This window comes from Streptomyces sp. CC228A (genome assembly GCF_021390935.1).
Classification (GTDB): domain Bacteria; phylum Actinomycetota; class Actinomycetes; order Streptomycetales; family Streptomycetaceae; genus Streptomyces.
Genome location: NZ_JAJPUI010000013.1, coordinates 82620 through 98573, shown reverse-complemented (window position 1 = coordinate 98573; position 15954 = coordinate 82620). Strand labels below are relative to the sequence as shown.

Annotated in this window: 12 protein-coding genes and 2 pseudogenes; 7 read left to right on the top strand and 7 right to left on the bottom strand. The window is 73.2% G+C overall.

The features are described 5' to 3' along the window. Positions 1-108: 108 nt before the first annotated feature. Positions 109-747: a TetR/AcrR family transcriptional regulator gene (locus tag L6E17_RS28315; protein ID WP_236243499.1), complete on the top strand. Its 639-nt coding sequence runs from the start codon at positions 109-111 to the stop codon at positions 745-747. A 481-nt stretch (positions 748-1228) separates the two neighbouring features. On the opposite strand, the gene rox is transcribed toward L6E17_RS28315, so the two are convergent. From rox to L6E17_RS28300, 3 genes are all read right to left on the bottom strand, one after another. After that, on the bottom strand, positions 1229-2653 hold the full coding sequence (rox, locus tag L6E17_RS28310; protein ID WP_236243498.1) for a rifampin monooxygenase: 1425 nt from the start codon (positions 2651-2653) through the stop codon (positions 1229-1231). A 554-nt stretch (positions 2654-3207) separates the two neighbouring features. Beyond that, positions 3208-3483, bottom strand: coding sequence for a helix-turn-helix transcriptional regulator (locus tag L6E17_RS28305; protein WP_236243497.1), 276 nt, complete (start codon positions 3481-3483; stop codon positions 3208-3210). Further along, entirely contained in the window at positions 3483-3974 is a 492-nt protein-coding gene (locus L6E17_RS28300) for a DUF2975 domain-containing protein (protein WP_236243496.1), read from the bottom strand. Before L6E17_RS28300 ends, L6E17_RS28305 begins: the two co-directional genes overlap by 1 nt. 461 nt (positions 3975-4435) lie before the next feature. Here L6E17_RS28300 and L6E17_RS28295 point away from each other — a divergent pair, with 461 nt between their 5' ends. Further along, the gene (locus L6E17_RS28295) at positions 4436-5140 is read left to right on the top strand and encodes a YoaK family protein (RefSeq protein ID WP_236243495.1); all 705 of its coding nucleotides are present in this window, start codon (positions 4436-4438) and stop codon (positions 5138-5140) included. Positions 5141-5321: 181 nt separating this feature from the next. On the opposite strand, the gene L6E17_RS28290 is transcribed toward L6E17_RS28295, so the two are convergent. Both L6E17_RS28290 and L6E17_RS28285 read right to left on the bottom strand, forming a co-directional pair. Then, positions 5322-5975: a TOPRIM nucleotidyl transferase/hydrolase domain-containing protein gene (locus tag L6E17_RS28290; protein ID WP_236243494.1), complete on the bottom strand. Its 654-nt coding sequence runs from the start codon at positions 5973-5975 to the stop codon at positions 5322-5324. A 335-nt stretch (positions 5976-6310) separates the two neighbouring features. Further along, complete coding sequence (locus L6E17_RS28285) at positions 6311-6994, bottom strand: type III effector protein (RefSeq protein ID WP_374109171.1); 684 nt, start codon at positions 6992-6994, stop codon at positions 6311-6313. Between the two features lie 127 nt (positions 6995-7121). Between L6E17_RS28285 and L6E17_RS28280 the strand changes: the two genes are divergently transcribed. The 3 genes and pseudogenes from L6E17_RS28280 (at position 7122) to L6E17_RS28270 (ending at position 8633) form a co-directional block, all read left to right on the top strand. Next, positions 7122-7559 (top strand): Hsp20/alpha crystallin family protein, encoded by a 438-nt coding sequence (locus tag L6E17_RS28280; RefSeq protein ID WP_236243492.1) that lies wholly within the window; start codon positions 7122-7124, stop codon positions 7557-7559. A gap of 115 nt (positions 7560-7674) precedes the next feature. Beyond that, a pseudogene (locus tag L6E17_RS28275) lies at positions 7675-8067 on the top strand (DUF2267 domain-containing protein); the annotation flags it as partial. 131 nt (positions 8068-8198) lie between these two features. Then, complete coding sequence (locus L6E17_RS28270) at positions 8199-8633, top strand: DUF2267 domain-containing protein (RefSeq protein WP_236243491.1); 435 nt, start codon at positions 8199-8201, stop codon at positions 8631-8633. 59 nt (positions 8634-8692) lie between these two features. On the opposite strand, the pseudogene L6E17_RS28265 reads toward L6E17_RS28270, so the two are convergent. Then, positions 8693-10274 (bottom strand): annotated as a pseudogene (locus tag L6E17_RS28265) (IS1182 family transposase). A gap of 131 nt (positions 10275-10405) precedes the next feature. Here L6E17_RS28265 and L6E17_RS28260 point away from each other — a divergent pair. Continuing rightward, the gene (locus L6E17_RS28260) at positions 10406-11290 is read left to right on the top strand and encodes an IS982 family transposase (RefSeq protein WP_236243490.1); all 885 of its coding nucleotides are present in this window, start codon (positions 10406-10408) and stop codon (positions 11288-11290) included. Between the two features lie 82 nt (positions 11291-11372). Here the strand turns inward: L6E17_RS28260 and L6E17_RS28255 are convergent, their stop codons facing one another. Beyond that, on the bottom strand, positions 11373-12953 hold the full coding sequence (locus tag L6E17_RS28255) for an IS1182 family transposase (protein ID WP_236239647.1): 1581 nt from the start codon (positions 12951-12953) through the stop codon (positions 11373-11375). A gap of 851 nt (positions 12954-13804) precedes the next feature. On the opposite strand from L6E17_RS28255, the gene L6E17_RS28250 reads away from it, so the two are divergent. After that, entirely contained in the window at positions 13805-15940 is a 2136-nt protein-coding gene (locus tag L6E17_RS28250; RefSeq protein WP_236243489.1) for a SpoIIE family protein phosphatase, read from the top strand. Positions 15941-15954 lie beyond the last annotated feature (14 nt).

Genomic DNA, 15954 nt, shown 5'->3' with positions numbered 1-15954 from the left:
TCTAACGTTGTTAGGTATCGTGCTGGCCGGGACCTTAGCCCGCCGGGTGGCCGGATGTGAACCCCTCCCGACCGGTAACCTGACCCGGTCGAGAGGGAGGGTGCGGCCGTGGGGCGACCGAGTCGGGCACTGCTGAGCCGCGAGATCATCGCCAGGGCGGCCTTGGAACTCCTGCGGGAGGAGGGCCCCGAAGCGCTCAGGATGCGCGCCCTCGCCGACCGCCTTGGGGTACGCGGAGCGTCGCTCTACCACCACGTGGCGTCCAAGGAGGACCTCCTGGACGCGGCCTCGGAACTGATCAACGAGGAGATCGACCTCGCACCGCTCGACGACCCCGACTGGCGCGCCGGCATCGCCGCCTACGCCCGCGGCTACCGCCGGGTGTACGTCCGCCACTGGAACGTGATCCCGCTCGTCGCCCGGCGGCGCGTCGAGGCCGACCGTGCGCTCCGCGGCTACGACAGGCTGCTGGCCGCCCTGGTCCGCGCCGGCTGCACGCCCGGTGAGGCGGCCGAGACCGCCGCCGCCCTCGACAACCTCGTCCTCGGCTCCGCCCTGGAGACCTTCACCGCGGGCTTCACCCGCAGCCCCGGGGCCTACCGCCCGGACTACCCCGGCCTGGCCGGCGCCCTCGACGCCGCCGCGACCGAACCCGGCGGCCTCGCCGGCCTCGACGACCGCGGTTTCGAACGCGGTCTTTCCGCCCTGCTGTCCGCCCTCCCGCCGCACCCGCCGCGAACCGCGTGACACGACCGGCCGTCCGGCGCGCTCGCTGCGCCCGGGCGCCGGGCCCGTACGGGCGGGGCAGCGGGTGGCCGCGTGATCCCCGGGCCGTACGGGCTGGGGGCGGGATTCCGGGACCCTACAGGCTGGGGGCGCGGGATTCCGGGACCGTGCGGGCGGCGGGTGGGTGCGGGACACCGGGCCGTACGGGCGGGTGGGTGCGGGTGGCGGAAGCGCAGGGCCCCGCGGGTGCGGCGCCGGCGCGTGCCTGGCGGGGCCGTACGGGCAGCAGGACGCGGAAACCGGGCCGGCGGTCGGGAGTCACGCGGGGCCCGGCGGCCGCCCGGCGCGGTGTCTCGCGGACGGGCGGGAGCGGCGTCCGGATGCGGCCGCAGGGCGCGGCGCTCCCCGGAGGCGGCGCCCAGCGCGGCGCCCCCGGGGTGGGGGCATCGCGGGCGGGCGGGTGCGGCGGCGGGAGGGCAGGGCCCCCGCGGAGGCCGTTCCGTCAGGCGGCGGCGCCGAACCACGTGGGCAGGTGAGCGGTCAGCTCGTCCTGGTCGTCACCGACCCACGCCACATGGCCGTCCGGCCTCAGCAGCACGGCGGGCACGTCCAGTTCCGCTTCGGTGTCCGGCAGATGGTCGATCCGGTCGGCCCAACCGGCCACGGAGAGCCGACCGGTCCGGTCGAGCAGGATGCCGCGGCCGCCGTGCATCCGCTCGTACAACCTGCCCTGTCCCAGCGTGACGTCCCGCATCCGCCGGCCGAGCAGGTCGTGTCCCTCGCCGAAGTCGTAGCGCACGCCGACGGCAGTGATCATCCCGGTCACGAGGCGGTTCGCCTCCTCGATGTCCAGCAGCGTCGACAGCAGCCCCCGCAGCGCGACCGCGCCGGGGTCCGTGCTCAGCAGGGTCATCTGGGCGCGCGTGTTCTCCAGCACCCGGGCGCCCACCGGGTGCCGTTCGGCGTGGTAGCTGTCCAGGAGCCCTTCGGGGGCCCAGCCGTCCACCGCCGCTGCCAGTTTCCAGCCGAGGTTGAACGCGTCCTGCACACCGAGGTTCAGCCCCTGCCCTCCGGTCGGCGGGTGGATGTGGGCCGCGTCGCCGGCCAGCAGCACCCGGCCCACGCGGTAGCGCTCGGCCTGCCGGGTGGCGTCACCGAACCGCGAGAGCCAGCGCGGCTCCTGCGCCCCGAAGTCCGTGCCCCCGTACGTCCGCAGCTGGTGCCTGAACTCGTCGAGGGTCGGCGGGGCCGTGCGGTCCTCGGCCACGCCCTCCGCGGGAACGATCACGCGGTACCACCCTTCGCCGAGCGGGACGGCCCCGTACCGCCGGTGGGTCCTGTGGACCTCCTCGACGATGGCGGCGATGGTCTCCGGATCCTCCGTCAGCCGCATCTCGCCGAGGAGCGTCTCGACCCTGGACGGCTCGCCGGGGAAGGCGACACCGAGCTGCTTGCGCACCGCACTCCGGCCGCCGTCGCACCCGACGAGGTACCGCGCGCGCAGCTGCGAGCCGTCCGCCAGCTCGGCCGTCACCCCGTCCTCGTCCTGCCGCACGCCCACCACGTCCCGGCCGCGCCGGAGGTCGGCGCCGACTTCGAGGGCGCGCTCCGTCAGCAGCCGCTCGGTCACCGGCTGCGGAGTGGCGAGGCCGTACGGGTGGGCCGTGTCCAGCGTGTCCGGCCACGGCTTGATGATGCCGCCGAAGATGCCGCCCACCTGGAACTTCTCGCTCACGGCGAGGAACCGGTCCAGCAGTCCGCGCTGATCCATGATCTCCACGCTGCGCGTGTGCAGGCCCTGCCCGCGGGACTCGCCGGTCGGCTCCGCCAGTCGCTCCAGTACGACCACGTCCACACCGTGCAGCCGCAGTTCGCCGGCCAGCATCAAGCCGGTCGGTCCGCCACCGACCACGATCACGTCAATCATCAGAAGGCCCGTTCGCCGAGGGGATTCGGAACGGCCGCCCCACCTGCGTGGGCGCCGTCTGCACCGGGAGCAGTGCAGGAACGCGCCCAACCGGTCATTTCCGTGGGTTCCGGCCGTGGTCGGCCATTCTGGGGCAGGGCCGGGGCCTTGCCGCAAGGCCCCCCTTGCGCTATACGTTGAGAGTGGCAAGGAGACGGTGACCTCCTTGCCCTTTCTGTTTGTGCGTACCGGTGGCGGACCGGTTGTGCCCGCCGGCGGAGGGCCGGCAGCTGTGCACTTCAGCGGCAACTGCCGCGCGCGGGTGGCGGCTTGGGTGCGGGAGCGGTGGCTTCGGCACGGAGGCGGCGACTTCGGTGCGGGGGCGGTGGCTTCGGCGTGGAGACGGCGACTTCGGTGCGGGGGCGGTGGCTTCGGCGTGGAGACGGCGGCTTCGGTGCGGGGGTGGCGGCTTCGGTGCCTCACACCTCTTGCGCGCGCGGGTCCCTTGCCGGGAGCCGACCATCGGCGCCTCGGGCGCACCGCCCCGCCGACCTCCGGCTGCCCTTCGCTCCGTGTCAGGCCCGCACCCCGTCGGCCGACTCCGCTTGCGGGCGGCCCGGCTGATGCGCCGGGGGACCGGCCGGAGGGTCGGGCTCCCAGCGCAGCAGGTCCCCCGGCTGGCACTCCAGGACCTCGCACAGGGCAGCAAGCGTGGTGAAGCGGACCGCCTTGGCGCGGCCGTTCTTCAGCACGGCCAGGTTGGCCGGGGTGATGCCCACGCGGTCGGCCAGCTCGCCCACGGACATCTTCCGCTTCGCCAGCATGACGTCGACGTCCACGACGATCGGCATCAGATCACCTCCTCCAGCTCGGCCCGCATCCGGGACGCCTCGACGTCCCGCGCCACGGCCTGAGCGAGCAGCATCCGCAGGACCAGGACGACGAGCGCGACTCCGAAGACCGCGAGCGACACCCCGCCGAGCAGCAGCACGATGCCCGGCGCGACGGCCTCACCGGGCGCCAGGACCACTCCGAGCGCGAACACCAGGACCGCGGCCGCGGTGAACGCGCCGATCACCACGTGTACGTAGCGGAAGGCGTCCGGCGAGAACACCGTCCCCCGGCGCACCATGGCCGCCAGTCGCCACACGCACACGAGGACAGCCTGAGCCGCCACGATCCCGAGCACCGTGATGACGAGGATCGGGATGCTCCGGTCGGCCAGCGGGCTCTCGTCCAGGTCGGCGCCCAGCAGCGCGACCATGACGGTCTGCCCGAACACCGAACCGGCGAGCAGCACCGCGATCACGGCGCGCAGAGCGAACAGCGTGAGTTTCCCCATGGCGACTCCTTCAATCGTAAGGCGATGGAAATCTATCGAGAAACGATAGATGCGGCAAGTCGTGGAGCGGACCTGGACGGCTCCCGGGCGCACGGGTGTCGCGGCGCCCCGGTGTCGCGGCGCCCCGGTGTCGTGATGCTCCCGGTGTTGTGATGCTTCCGGTGGCGCGGTGGCGCGGTGGCGCGGTGGCGCGGTGGCGCGGTGGCGCGGTGTCAGGGTGTCGTGCGGCCGTGTGGTCGTGCCGTCCTCGGAACGCGATGCCGCCGACTCGGAGGGCCGGATTTCTGCTGCCCCTGTCGGGGGCCCGTCCCACCCGGAGTTACGCCGTCCGGACCCGCCGGCACCTGCCGCACTGGGCCGGTCGTGCGGGTCGCGGCCCCGGGTGCGGACCGGTGCCGCGTCCGTACGCGTGGAAGGCGGAACAATGCCGCCGGGGGTGAAGCGCCTGTCCGAGGAGCAGAATGCCGCAGGACACCCCGACCGTGCCGACCTCGCGCATGACACTGCTGACCCTGTCGACCGGAGCGATCGAAGCCGTCAGCTTCCTCGCGCTGGGGCCCGTGTTCATCGCCATGCAGACAGGCAACGTCCTCTTCCTCGCGTTCACGGCGGCGGGCCGCGGAGGGCTGCCGCCCGCCGCCTCCGGGGTCTCCCTCGCCGCGTTCACCCTCGGCGCCGTCCTCGGAGCGCGGCTGGAGTCCGGTGCGGAGGAGCGCCGGCGGCGCTGGCTCACCACCGCGCTCGTCACCGAGGCGCTGCTGCTCGCAGCCGCCGCGCTCACCGGCTGGGGGCTCGGGGACGCCGGGGGCACCCCCACAGGACGCCACCTGCTCGTCATCGCCGGCCTGGCGCTGGCCATGGGGGTACGCAACGTCACGACGCTCCGGCTGCCCGTCCCCGACATGCCGACCACGCTCGTCACCCGCTCCCTCACCGGCCTGGTCGCCGCGTCACCGCTCGGACGCGACCCGGCTCTCGGCTACGGCAAGGGCTCCTGGGCGCGGCGCGCGTTCTCCGTCCTCGGCATGTTCGCCGGCGGGTTCCTGGGCGCTGCGCTCCTCGCCGCGGGGCTGCCTCTGTCCGTCGTGATCCTGCTCGCCGCCGTCCTGGTGCTGCTCGTCGCGCTCAGCCTGTGGTCCGCCCGGCCCCTGGGCGGGCGGAGCTGAGGATGGCCGTACGAGGGGGCTGTCCCTGCGGACCGGCGGCCCGGTGTGGCGGGTCGCCGTCCAGGCGGTATCCGCGACCGGCAGACCGGCAGACCGGCAGACCGGCAGACCGGCAGACCGGCAGACCGGCGTGGGGTGGTCGCCGTCCGGGCGGTTCCCGTGCCGGCGGGCGTCCGGTGCGTCAGACGCATCCGAGGAGCCGCTGCAGTGGCCCGGGAACACGGCCGAGGTCCAGGTGGGTGACCAGTGCCCGTGCGTACTGCGCCTTGCGGCCGCTGTGCGTGCCCATGAAGCGGCGCAACTGGCGTTCCACGGGCCACTCCCGCTGCACGGGCTGGTTCTGGAAGGTGTGGAAGGGGCGGGCTTCGCCCTGGGCCTCGATCACCTGCCGCACGCCGTCGGCCCCGAGGGCGCGGATCAGCTCGTCCTCAAGGTCCGCTACGCACACATGGAATCCGAGGTCCTCCAGGTCGGACGGGGCGAGCTGCGAGGCCAGACCGACGCGTTCCAGGTGACGTCGGAAGTGCCGCTCCTCACCGACGTCGCACAGCCCCGCCAACGGCAGTCCCAGCCCGGCGGGCCCGCACACGTCGAGGAAGCGCCCGATGCTCGTCGCGCCTCCCAGCGGCACCACCGCCACACCCTCCGCCCCGAGGTCCCGGCCGTGGCGGGCGGCCAGGGTTTCGAGGGCGACGCGGTCGCTGTCCCCCTCGACCAGCACGACCCTGCGCACCCCGCCGGCCCGTGCCCTGGCCACCGCGGCGGCCTCCGCCGCCCCCGGCCCGCCGGCCGCCCACGCGCCGACCGCCAGGCGGAACTGCCCCAGAGCGTCCACGGCACCTCGCCTCCCCGCCCCATCCTGGCACCGCCCCTCCCCGTACGCATACACGTTCTCCCGCGGCAGTGACGTGAGCGCCGGCGGCTCCACGCGGTGGGCCGCCGCCGTACGCGGTGCTCCCGCGGGCTCCCCGGCAACCCGGAGCGCCGGCCCCGCGGGTCACGCCTTGCGCGGCGGCCGCGCGGGCGATGCCGGCGCCGACTCCGGCCCTGATCCCGGCCCTGATCCCGCAGGCAGGCCCTCCGCGGTGTCGGAGCGGTCCGTCCGCGCCGCGGCGCAGGCCGGGCGACCGCCGCTTTCCTGTGGGGCCGCCGCGCCGCGCCGTGTCGGGATCAGGGCCCCTCCGCATCGCCGGGGGGACGGCGCAGGCCGGCGGTGTGCTCGCTGACGGCGTCGAGGCGGCCGCGCAGTTCCGCGTGGCCGCCGTCCAGGTGCGCGCGGGCGTCCGCGAGCGGCGCCAGCAGGGCGGCCGGGTCGTGGTCGCCGAGGGCCCGGCCCAGGAGGGTGCGGGTCTCGTCGGGAAGGTCGTCGAGCGCTGAGAGCTGCCCGGCGAGCTGGCGCAGGCGCGAGGCGTTGTCACGGGCCCAGGCGGCGACCCTGCGGTCGGACGCCCTCCGGTCGCGGGTGGCCTGGACGCGCTGCTCGCCGGTGGTACCGGGAGCGCCCGGGCGCAGCCGCAGGTAACGGCGCTCCGCGGCCTGCCGGCTGGCCACGCCCAGCGGGGCTGCCAGGTCCGTCCAGCTGGCCCCCGCGTGCCGTGCCGCCTCGATCAGGCGGGTCTCCCAGCCGGCCAGCCGCTCCCTGGTCAGCCGGAGCAGCAGCAGTGCCGCGAGTGCCTGCTCGGCCGGGGACGCCTCCCCTTGCCCCGCTGCCCCGGCGCGCGCTCCGGGCGTCTCGGCCGTGGCGAGGGCGGCGGTGATCGCCTCAAGGGCGGCCTGCGCGGCGGGAACCGACGGTGGAAGCGCCCGGGCGGGCGGTGCCTGCCCGTCGGCGTCCACGCGGTCGTCAGCGGTCATGGCCATCCCTCCGGTCGTCATCGAATGGATGACGCTCATGCTTGTCATCGATTCGATGACATGGTACAACGGAATCAACCGACAGCGCATGGGCATACAGCAGAAGCGAATCGGAGGTGTTCTCACGATGCTGATGCGCACCGATCCCTTCCGTGAACTCGACCGGCTCACCCAGCGGCTCCTCGACGCACCGTCGGGCACCTGGTCAAGGCCCTCGGCCATGCCGATGGACGCCTTCCGTGACGGTGAGCAGTACGTCATCGCCTTCGACATCCCGGGCGTGCAGCCGGACGCGATCGACATCGACGTCGAGCGCAACATGCTCACCGTCAAGGCCGAGCGGCGGCCGGCGCCCACCGGTGACGAGGTGCAGATGGAGCTGGCGGAACGCCCGCAGGGCGTCTTCTCCCGTCAGGTGATGCTGGCCGACACCCTCGACACCGAACACATCAGCGCCGACTACGAAGCGGGTGTCCTCACCCTGCGCATCCCGATCGCCGAACGGGCCAAGCCCCGCAAGGTGGCCATCACCACCGCCGGGGGACGCAAGGAGATCCAGGGCTGACACCCCCGCCGTGACCGGTCACCGGTGACCCGCCTCGCCTGCCGTCGGCGAAGGGCGGCATCCCCCTCCTTGCCGCCCTCCGCCGCCAGGCCCACCGGGAGGGAGAAACCCAGCGATGACACTGCGGCGCGAAGCGTTCCTCGAACACGTACGGGAGCGCGGCGAGTACCGGACGCAGGCCGAGGCGGACCGGGCAGCCCGCACCGTGCTGGCTCTCCTGGGCGCCCACCTCGTCGGAGACGTCCGGACGGAACTGGCCGCCCGGCTCCCCGAGGGCTACGCCCTGATCCTGCTCAACCCCCTGCAGGCGGCGGAGCCCCTGTCCGCCGAGCGGTTCGTCCGCGCCACCGCGGCGTGGATCGACGGCGCCACCGAGACGACCGCCCTGTGGGACGTCGGCGCCGTCCTGAGCGTGGCCGCCGACGTGGCTGGCGACGACCTGACCCAGCGGATACTCCTCCAGCTCCCGCCGGGCTACGACCTGCTCTTCGGCGCCCCCCGCCACACCCGGCCCGACCCCCGGCGCCGGGCCCCCGACCGCGCTGAGCCGCGTCCCGCCGGAGCCCCCACCGGCGGGACGGCCAGCGCGCACAACGGCACAACAGCAGAACACCGCGCACGAGAAAGGACCTTCCGTCCATGCAGACCCTGCCGCAGCCCACCGCCGCCCGGCCGGCCGTGTCGTACCGGCAGATGCTCGAACGCGTCCGCTACGAAGGCGTCTACCCCACTCGCGAACGCGCCGAAGAGGTCGTCCGCACCGTCCTGGGCGCGCTGGGGCGGCAGGTGACCGGAGAGGAGCGGGTCGCGCTCGCCGCCTGCCTGCCCCGCCCGGCCGCCAGGATCTTCACCGCCCAGCCACCCGAGAACGAGTGCCTCACCGGCTGGGCCTTCGTCAAGGACATCGCCACCCGCACCGGCGCGTCCCTGGCCACCACCCGCTGGGACGTGGGGTCCGTCCTCACCACCGTCGCCCATGTGGCCGGACCCGACCTCACCGACCGGCTCCTGCGCCGGCTCCCGCAGGGCTACGCCCTGCTCTTCGGCCGCGCCCAACTCGCGCAAGCCGCCTAGAAGGCCGATGAAGATCTTGTTGGGGGGCTGTCCGGCCGTAGGCCGGGCGGCCCTTTGGTCTATGTGGTGGTGGGGGTGAGGGTCCAGGTGGTGCCGGTGTGGGTGAGTCCGAGGTTGATGAGGCGGCGGAGGTTGAGGGCGGCTGCCCGGTTGTGGAGCCAGGTGTTGTTCTTGAGGACGCCTCGGTAGGGGACGCGGCGGTTGCCTTTGGCGACGAGCCAGGCGATGGCGCGTTCGACGGGTGGTCGCCAGCGGCGGTACTCGTCCTGCCATTCCTGGCTGGTGGCGGCCTGGTCCCGGGCGGTTTTGAGGAGGTCGTACTGGGGATGGACGCTGAAGACGCGTCCGGTCTTGGACCTGGTGCAGCGTTCGCGCAAAGGGCAATCGAGGCAGAGTTTTTTTGAACTGGGCCTGGCGGTTGCCGCCCGAGAGGGGGCGGCCGAGGGCTTTGGTGTGGCCGGCCGGGCAGGTGACGTGGCCGGCCTGGGTGTCGACGTGGAAGTCGTCGGTCGTGAAGCCGCCGGGGATGGCCTGCCGCAGGGGCGGGGGCTTGATCACGAGGGTGTGGCCGTCGGCTTCGAGGGCTTCGCGGAGTTCGCCGGTTCCGTAGGCGGTGTCACCGAGGACGGTCAGGTCCTGGTCCTCGTCGGCGAGGAGGTCTTGGGCGACGGCGGCCTCGTGGTTGCCGGCTCCGCTGCCGGCGGTGAGAGCGACCTCGGTGAACAGTCCCGCCTCGGGCTCGAACGCGGCATGCGCACGGAAGCCCTCCTGGTGGCGGGTCCGGTTCTTGTGGATGTGCCGGGCCTCGGGATCAACCGTGGAAACCACGCGGTCGGGTGCGGTCCCCCGGGTGATGCGCCAGCGTCCGTCACGGCCGTCGGACTCCTGGGCCGGTTCGACGTCCTGGCCTGCGACCAGGGCCAGCAGGCCGGCCGCGTTCGCGGCCTTCTCGCCGAGTTCCTGTTCGGGCAGGTGGCCCAGCAGCCGCAGTGCGTCACCGACGAGGGCGTCCACCAGGTCCGCCCTGGCCTGCCGGTCGTTCCAGGCGATCCTCGGTTTGCCAGGGTCGCTGTAGTCGTGGGCGGTGCACTGCACGGCCGCGGCAGGTCCGGCGCCGGGGACCTCACGGATCACCGCCCGCACGGCGGAGATCAGCTGGGTGACGGTGTCCTGGGTGGCCACCGCGTCATCGAGGACGGTGGAGTCCAGTGCCCGCCGGTGCTTTCCCTTCAGCACGCCGGTGGCCTTCACGACCTCGCGCACCGCCTCGAAGACCCGGTTCGGGCAAGCCGAGCGGGCCAGACGACGGCGGAAGTAGGCCAGCAGCGAAGGATCGAACGCCATATCGTGCAAGCCGAGCCCGCACGCGGCCTTCCACCGCAGGTCACAGCGTAATTCCTGGACCGTCTCGAAGTCCGACATCCCATGCAGGGCCTGCAGCGTGATCGCCGCGGCCAGGACCTGCGGAGGCATCGACGGACGGCCGTTCGCCGACGGATACATGTCCTCGAACATCACCGCGGGAAACAGCTGCCCACGATGCTCGGCCAGGAACGCGAAGACACTCCCAGCCGGGATCAACTCCCGGCAGGTCTCCCACACATCCGGCCCGATCGTCTCCCCAACCCACTCCCCTTGCACCACAAGACGAGTCTGGCCCCGCCGCTGACGCGGCGAGGCCAGAACCCAACATTTTCAGCAGTCTTCTAGATGAATGAGTCCGATGTTCGTGCTGGTCGCGACCATGGCGAAGGGCGCCCGTTGGTCAGTGTGTGAAGACAAACCTGGACGCCCTTCTGGCGGCACTGTACGTGTTCATCGACGACCATGTGGCGCCTTGTCGCCGGATCGGGCGACCCCCGAAACTGACGGACGCCGAACTGCTGTGCCTGGCGGTCGCCCAGGTCCTGCTCGGTTCTCCCTCGGCCCGGCACTGGATCCGCTTCGCCCACGCCCGCCTCGGCCACCTGTTCCGCTACCTGCCCCAGCAGTCCGCCTACAACAAGCGCCTCAACGCCGCAGGCCCCCTGATCAGCCGCGTGATCGAGGCACTGGCCCGGCAGGTGCCGACCTGGAACGACGACCTGCGGCTGATCGACTCCACCCCACTGCCCTGCGCGGCCTCCCGCGAGACCGTCAAACGCTCCGACCTGGCCGGACACTGCGACTACGGCTACTGCCGCAGCCACTCCCGCTTCTTCTGGGGCTTCCGCCTCTACCTGGTCACCACCGCCGAAGGCATGCCCGTCACCTGGTGCCTGGCCAACCCCAAGATCGGCGAACGGGAGGTGATGGCCGCGCTACTCGAACGCGACCACCACCTCGTCCGCCAAGGACAGGTGATCCTCGCCGACAAGGGCTTCGCCGGGAAGGAGTTCGAAGCGTTCTGCTCCGAGCGGCTCGGGGTTCATCTGGTGCGGCCGGACCGCGAGGACGAACCGGCCCGGCACGGAAAGATCGCCCGGGTCCGGCAGTGGATCGAAGCCGTCATCGACACCCTCAAGGGCCAGCTCTGCCTCGAACAGCACGGCGGCAGAACCACGGCCGGAGTCTTCGCCCGCACCGGCCAACGACTCCTCGCCCTCGCCGCCGGCATCTGGCACAACTGGGCCACCAACGCTCCCGTCAAGCGATCACTGATCGCCTACGACCACTGAAGACATCGGACTCATTCATCTAGAAGGCCGATGAAGATCTTGTTGGGGGGCTGTCCGGCCGTAGGCCGGGCGGCCCTTTGGTCTATGTGGTGGTGGGGGTGAGGGTCCAGGTGGTGCCGGTGTGGGTGAGTCCGAGGTTGATGAGGCGGCGGAGGTTGAGGGCGGCTGCCCGGTTGTGGAGCCAGGTGTTGTTCTTGAGGACGCCTCGGTAGGGGACGCGGCGGTTGCCTTTGGCGACGAGCCAGGCGATGGCGCGTTCGACGGGTGGTCGCCAGCGGCGGTACTCGTCCTGCCATTCCTGGCTGGTGGCGGCCTGGTCCCGGGCGGTTTTGAGGAGGTCGTACTGGGGATGGACGCTGAAGACGCGTCCGGTCTTGGACCTGGTGCAGCGTTCGCGCAAAGGGCAATCGAGGCAGAGTTTTTTGAACTGGGCCTGGCGGTTGCCGCCCGAGAGGGGGCGGCCGAGGGCTTTGGTGTGGCCGGCCGGGCAGGTGACGTGGCCGGCCTGGGTGTCGACGTGGAAGTCGTCGGTCGTGAAGCCGCCGGGGATGGCCTGCCGCAGGGGCGGGGGCTTGATCACGAGGGTGTGGCCGTCGGCTTCGAGGGCTTCGCGGAGTTCGCCGGTTCCGTAGGCGGTGTCACCGAGGACGGTCAGGTCCTGGTCCTCGTCGGCGAGGAGGTCTTGGGCGACGGCGGCCTCGTGGTTGCCGGCTCCGCTGCCGGCGGTGAGAGCGACCTCGGTGAACAGTCCCGCCTCGGGCTCGAACGCGGCATGCGCACGGAAGCCCTCCTGGTGGCGGGTCCGGTTCTTGTGGATGTGCCGGGCCTCGGGATCAACCGTGGAAACCACGCGGTCGGGTGCGGTCCCCCGGGTGATGCGCCAGCGTCCGTCACGGCCGTCGGACTCCTGGGCCGGTTCGACGTCCTGGCCTGCGACCAGGGCCAGCAGGCCGGCCGCGTTCGCGGCCTTCTCGCCGAGTTCCTGTTCGGGCAGGTGGCCCAGCAGCCGCAGTGCGTCACCGACGAGGGCGTCCACCAGGTCCGCCCTGGCCTGCCGGTCGTTCCAGGCGATCCTCGGTTTGCCAGGGTCGCTGTAGTCGTGGGCGGTGCACTGCACGGCCGCGGCAGGTCCGGCGCCGGGGACCTCACGGATCACCGCCCGCACGGCGGAGATCAGCTGGGTGACGGTGTCCTGGGTGGCCACCGCGTCATCGAGGACGGTGGAGTCCAGTGCCCGCCGGTGCTTTCCCTTCAGCACGCCGGTGGCCTTCACGACCTCGCGCACCGCCTCGAAGACCCGGTTCGGGCAAGCCGAGCGGGCCAGACGACGGCGGAAGTAGGCCAGCAGCGAAGGATCGAACGCCATATCGTGCAAGCCGAGCCCGCACGCGGCCTTCCACCGCAGGTCACAGCGTAATTCCTGGACCGTCTCGAAGTCCGACATCCCATGCAGGGCCTGCAGCGTGATCGCCGCGGCCAGGACCTGCGGAGGCATCGACGGACGGCCGTTCGCCGACGGATACATGTCCTCGAACATCACCGCGGGAAACAGCTGCCCACGATGCTCGGCCAGGAACGCGAAGACACTCCCAGCCGGGATCAACTCCCGGCAGGTCTCCCACACATCCGGCCCGATCGTCTCCCCAACCCACTCCCCTTGCACCACAAGACGAGTCTGGCCCCGCCGCTGACGCGGCGAGGCCAGAACCCAACATTTTCAGCAGTCTTCTAGCGGGAGCCCGCGGCGGGAACCGAGCCGGGTCCCGCGCCCGTCCCGTGGGCTCGGGGACCGTCCAGCGTCCGGGGGCGGGGGCTGGGCTGCACCGCGCCTTCCGGCCCTGGTGCCGGGCCGCACTCCTGGCCGCGGGCTGTGTGCCGTACCGCACGGCGCTGGTGCCGTGCCGCAGTCCCGGCTGCTGGTGCATGCCGCACCCCGGGCGCCGACGCCGTGCCGCACCACCGGGCCCGGAGTTGTCCTGCACCGCGGTGGGCCAGTGCCGTGCCGCAGTCCCGGCTGCTGGGTCATTTCGGACCCCGGGCGCCGACGCCGTGCCGCACCACCGGGCCCGGAGTTGTCCTGCACTGCGGTGGGCCCGTGCCGTGCGGCACTGCGGTGCGCGGGTGCCGTGCCGCACTGCGGGCGCCCTTGCCCTGCCGCACCGCGTGACACCCTGCCGCACCGCTCGGCGCCGGTGTCCACCGCGCCCTGGGCGCGGACGCGCACGTGCGTGCGGCCGCCGAGAGGCGCACCCTGGAAAGAGGCGGCTCTGCTGCCGTCGGCTGCCGTCACGGCCCTGCGCAGGCGGCCGTGAGGAGCCGCACGCGGCAGACGGGTGGCGGTGTGGCCGCGGACGCCGCGCGCCGCGGGGAAGGGTGCCCGGCCGCCTGTCGCGTACGGCCGCGGGTCGCACCGAGCCGCCGCGGAGACCAGGACGCGTGGCGCGGCGTCCGCGTGGCGGTGCCCGTAGGCGCCGGGGCGGCACTGCCGCCCACGGGGACGGGAAGGGTGTGGTGATGGCCGGCGGCGGCGGTGCGGACCTGGGGCAGGCCGGGTTCCTCGACGACGTGCTGGTGGACACCGTGCGCCGCACCGGGGCCTCCGCCGGGGGCGTCTATCTGCTGGACGAGTCCACGCAGGTGCTCGGCCTCGTGGTGGTCTGCGGTGTGCCGACGGAGATGGCGCTGCCGTGGACACGGCTGCCGCTGACCGCCCCCGTCCCGGTCGCCGAGGCCGTACGCGAAGACCGTTTCGTGTGGGTCGCGTCGCACGACGACCTGGCCCGTACCTACCCGCGCGTCGCCGCCGGCCTGCCCTACCGCTTCGCCCTCGCCGCCGCGCCCCTGTCCGGCCGCGCCCAAGGCCGGGGCGCCCTGCTCCTCATGTGGCCGGCCAGCCACCCCGCGGAAGCCGGCAGACGGGAACGGGGCCACATCGCCGCGACGGCCCGCCGGATCGCCCACGTCCTGGACGAGAGCCCACGCCCGCCGACGGTGCCCGATCAGCCCCGCCTCGTACCGCTCGGCGGGTTCCGCCCCCGCGGCGCCCAGAACGCGCAGGCCGCCGCCGACTACCTCGAACGCCTGCCGGAGGGCGCGGTCGCCCTCGACCTGGAGGGAAGGATCACGTACCTGACCGCGACGGCCGCGAAGCTGCTGGGCCGGGACGGCGACCACCTGCGGGGCACCCGGCCGTGGCAGTCCCTGCCCTGGCTGGACGACCCCGTCGTCGAGGACCACTACCGCACCGCCGTCATCAGCCGCGACCCGGTCGCCTTCACCGCCCTGCGCCCCCCGGAGTCCTGGCTGCGCTTCCACCTCTATCCCGACGCCAGCGGTATCAGCGTACGCATCACGCGGGCTCCGGCCCCGGACGGCGGCGACGGCGGCGCACCGCCGACGGCCGCCGCCCCGGGCGTCGCGGCGGCCCTCCCCGCCGAACGGGCCCAGGCAGGCCGGCTGTACCAGCTGATGCACCTCGCGGCCGCCCTGACGGAGACCGTCGCCGTCCGGGACGTCGTCGACCTCATCGGCGACATGGTCCTGCCCGCGTTCGGCGCCGACGGCCTGGTGCTGTCCGCCGCCGACGCCGGCCGCCTGCGGATCACCGGCCACCGCGGCTACGACCAGGACATCATCGACCGGCTCGACGGGCTGCCGCTGGACACCGACGTGACCCCCGCGGGACAGGTACTGGTCGACGGGACGCCCTCCTTCTTCGCCAGCCCCGAGGAGATGGCGCGCCGCTACCCGAGCGCCCCGCGCATCAGCGACAAGAAGGCATGGGCGTTCCTGCCGCTGGTCATCTCCGGCCGTCCTGTGGGCTGCTGCGTCCTGTCGTACGACCACCCGCACGCCTTCAGCGCCGACGAACGCGCCGTCCTGACCTCACTCGCCGGGGTGATCGCCCAGTCCCTCGACCGCGCCCGCCTCTACGACGCCAAGCACGAACTCGCCCACGGACTGCAGCAGGCCCTCCTGCCGCGCAGCCTGCCCGCCCTGCCCGGGCTCCGGGTCGCCGCCCGCTACCTCCCCTCCAGCCACGGCATGGACATCGGCGGCGACTTCTACGACCTGATCCGCCTCGACGCGACCACGGCCGCCGCCGTCATCGGCGACGTCCAGGGGCACAACGTCGCGGCCGCGGCCCTCATGGGCCAGGTCCGCACCGCCATCCACGCCACGGCGGGCGCCTCACCGGGCGACGTCCTCACCCGGACCAACCGCGTCCTCGCCGACCTGGGGACCGACCTCCTCGTCTCCTGCCTCTACGCGCACCTCGACCTCGCCCGGCGGCAGATCACCCTGGCCAGCGCCGGCCACCCCCCACCGCTCCTGCACCGCCCGGGCCACCCGCCCGGTGCCCCGCCACTCGACCCGGCTCCCCTGCTCGGCATCGACCTCGACGCTCCGTACCCCGTCACCACCCTGCCGTTCACCCCCGGGACCACGCTCGCCCTCTACACCGACGGCCTGGTGGAGGTGCCCGGTGCGGATCTCGACCTCACCATCGCCGGCCTCGCCGGCCTCCTGACCGGCGGGGAGGACCTCGACGGCCTCATCGACGCGCTCCTCGACCGCACCTGGCCGCAGGGCCGGCACACCGACGACATCGCCGTCCTCCTGCTCCGCAACGCCGAACCGGAACCCTGACCGGGTGCGGGGCG

Coding starts and splice junctions, on each gene's coding strand:
- L6E17_RS28285 (WP_374109171.1), bottom strand. CDS start 6,994: ATGACCGCTGACGACCGCGTGGACGCCGACGGGCAGGCACCGCCCGCC.
- L6E17_RS28270 (WP_236243491.1), top strand. CDS start 8,199: ATGCAGACCCTGCCGCAGCCCACCGCCGCCCGGCCGGCCGTGTCGTAC.
- L6E17_RS28295 (WP_236243495.1), top strand. CDS start 4,436: ATGCCGCAGGACACCCCGACCGTGCCGACCTCGCGCATGACACTGCTG.
- L6E17_RS28300 (WP_236243496.1), bottom strand. CDS start 3,974: ATGGGGAAACTCACGCTGTTCGCTCTGCGCGCCGTGATCGCGGTGCTG.
- L6E17_RS28305 (WP_236243497.1), bottom strand. CDS start 3,483: ATGCCGATCGTCGTGGACGTCGACGTCATGCTGGCGAAGCGGAAGATG.
- L6E17_RS28280 (WP_236243492.1), top strand. CDS start 7,122: ATGCTGATGCGCACCGATCCCTTCCGTGAACTCGACCGGCTCACCCAG.
- L6E17_RS28250 (WP_236243489.1), top strand. CDS start 13,805: ATGGCCGGCGGCGGCGGTGCGGACCTGGGGCAGGCCGGGTTCCTCGAC.
- rox (WP_236243498.1), bottom strand. CDS start 2,653: ATGATTGACGTGATCGTGGTCGGTGGCGGACCGACCGGCTTGATGCTG.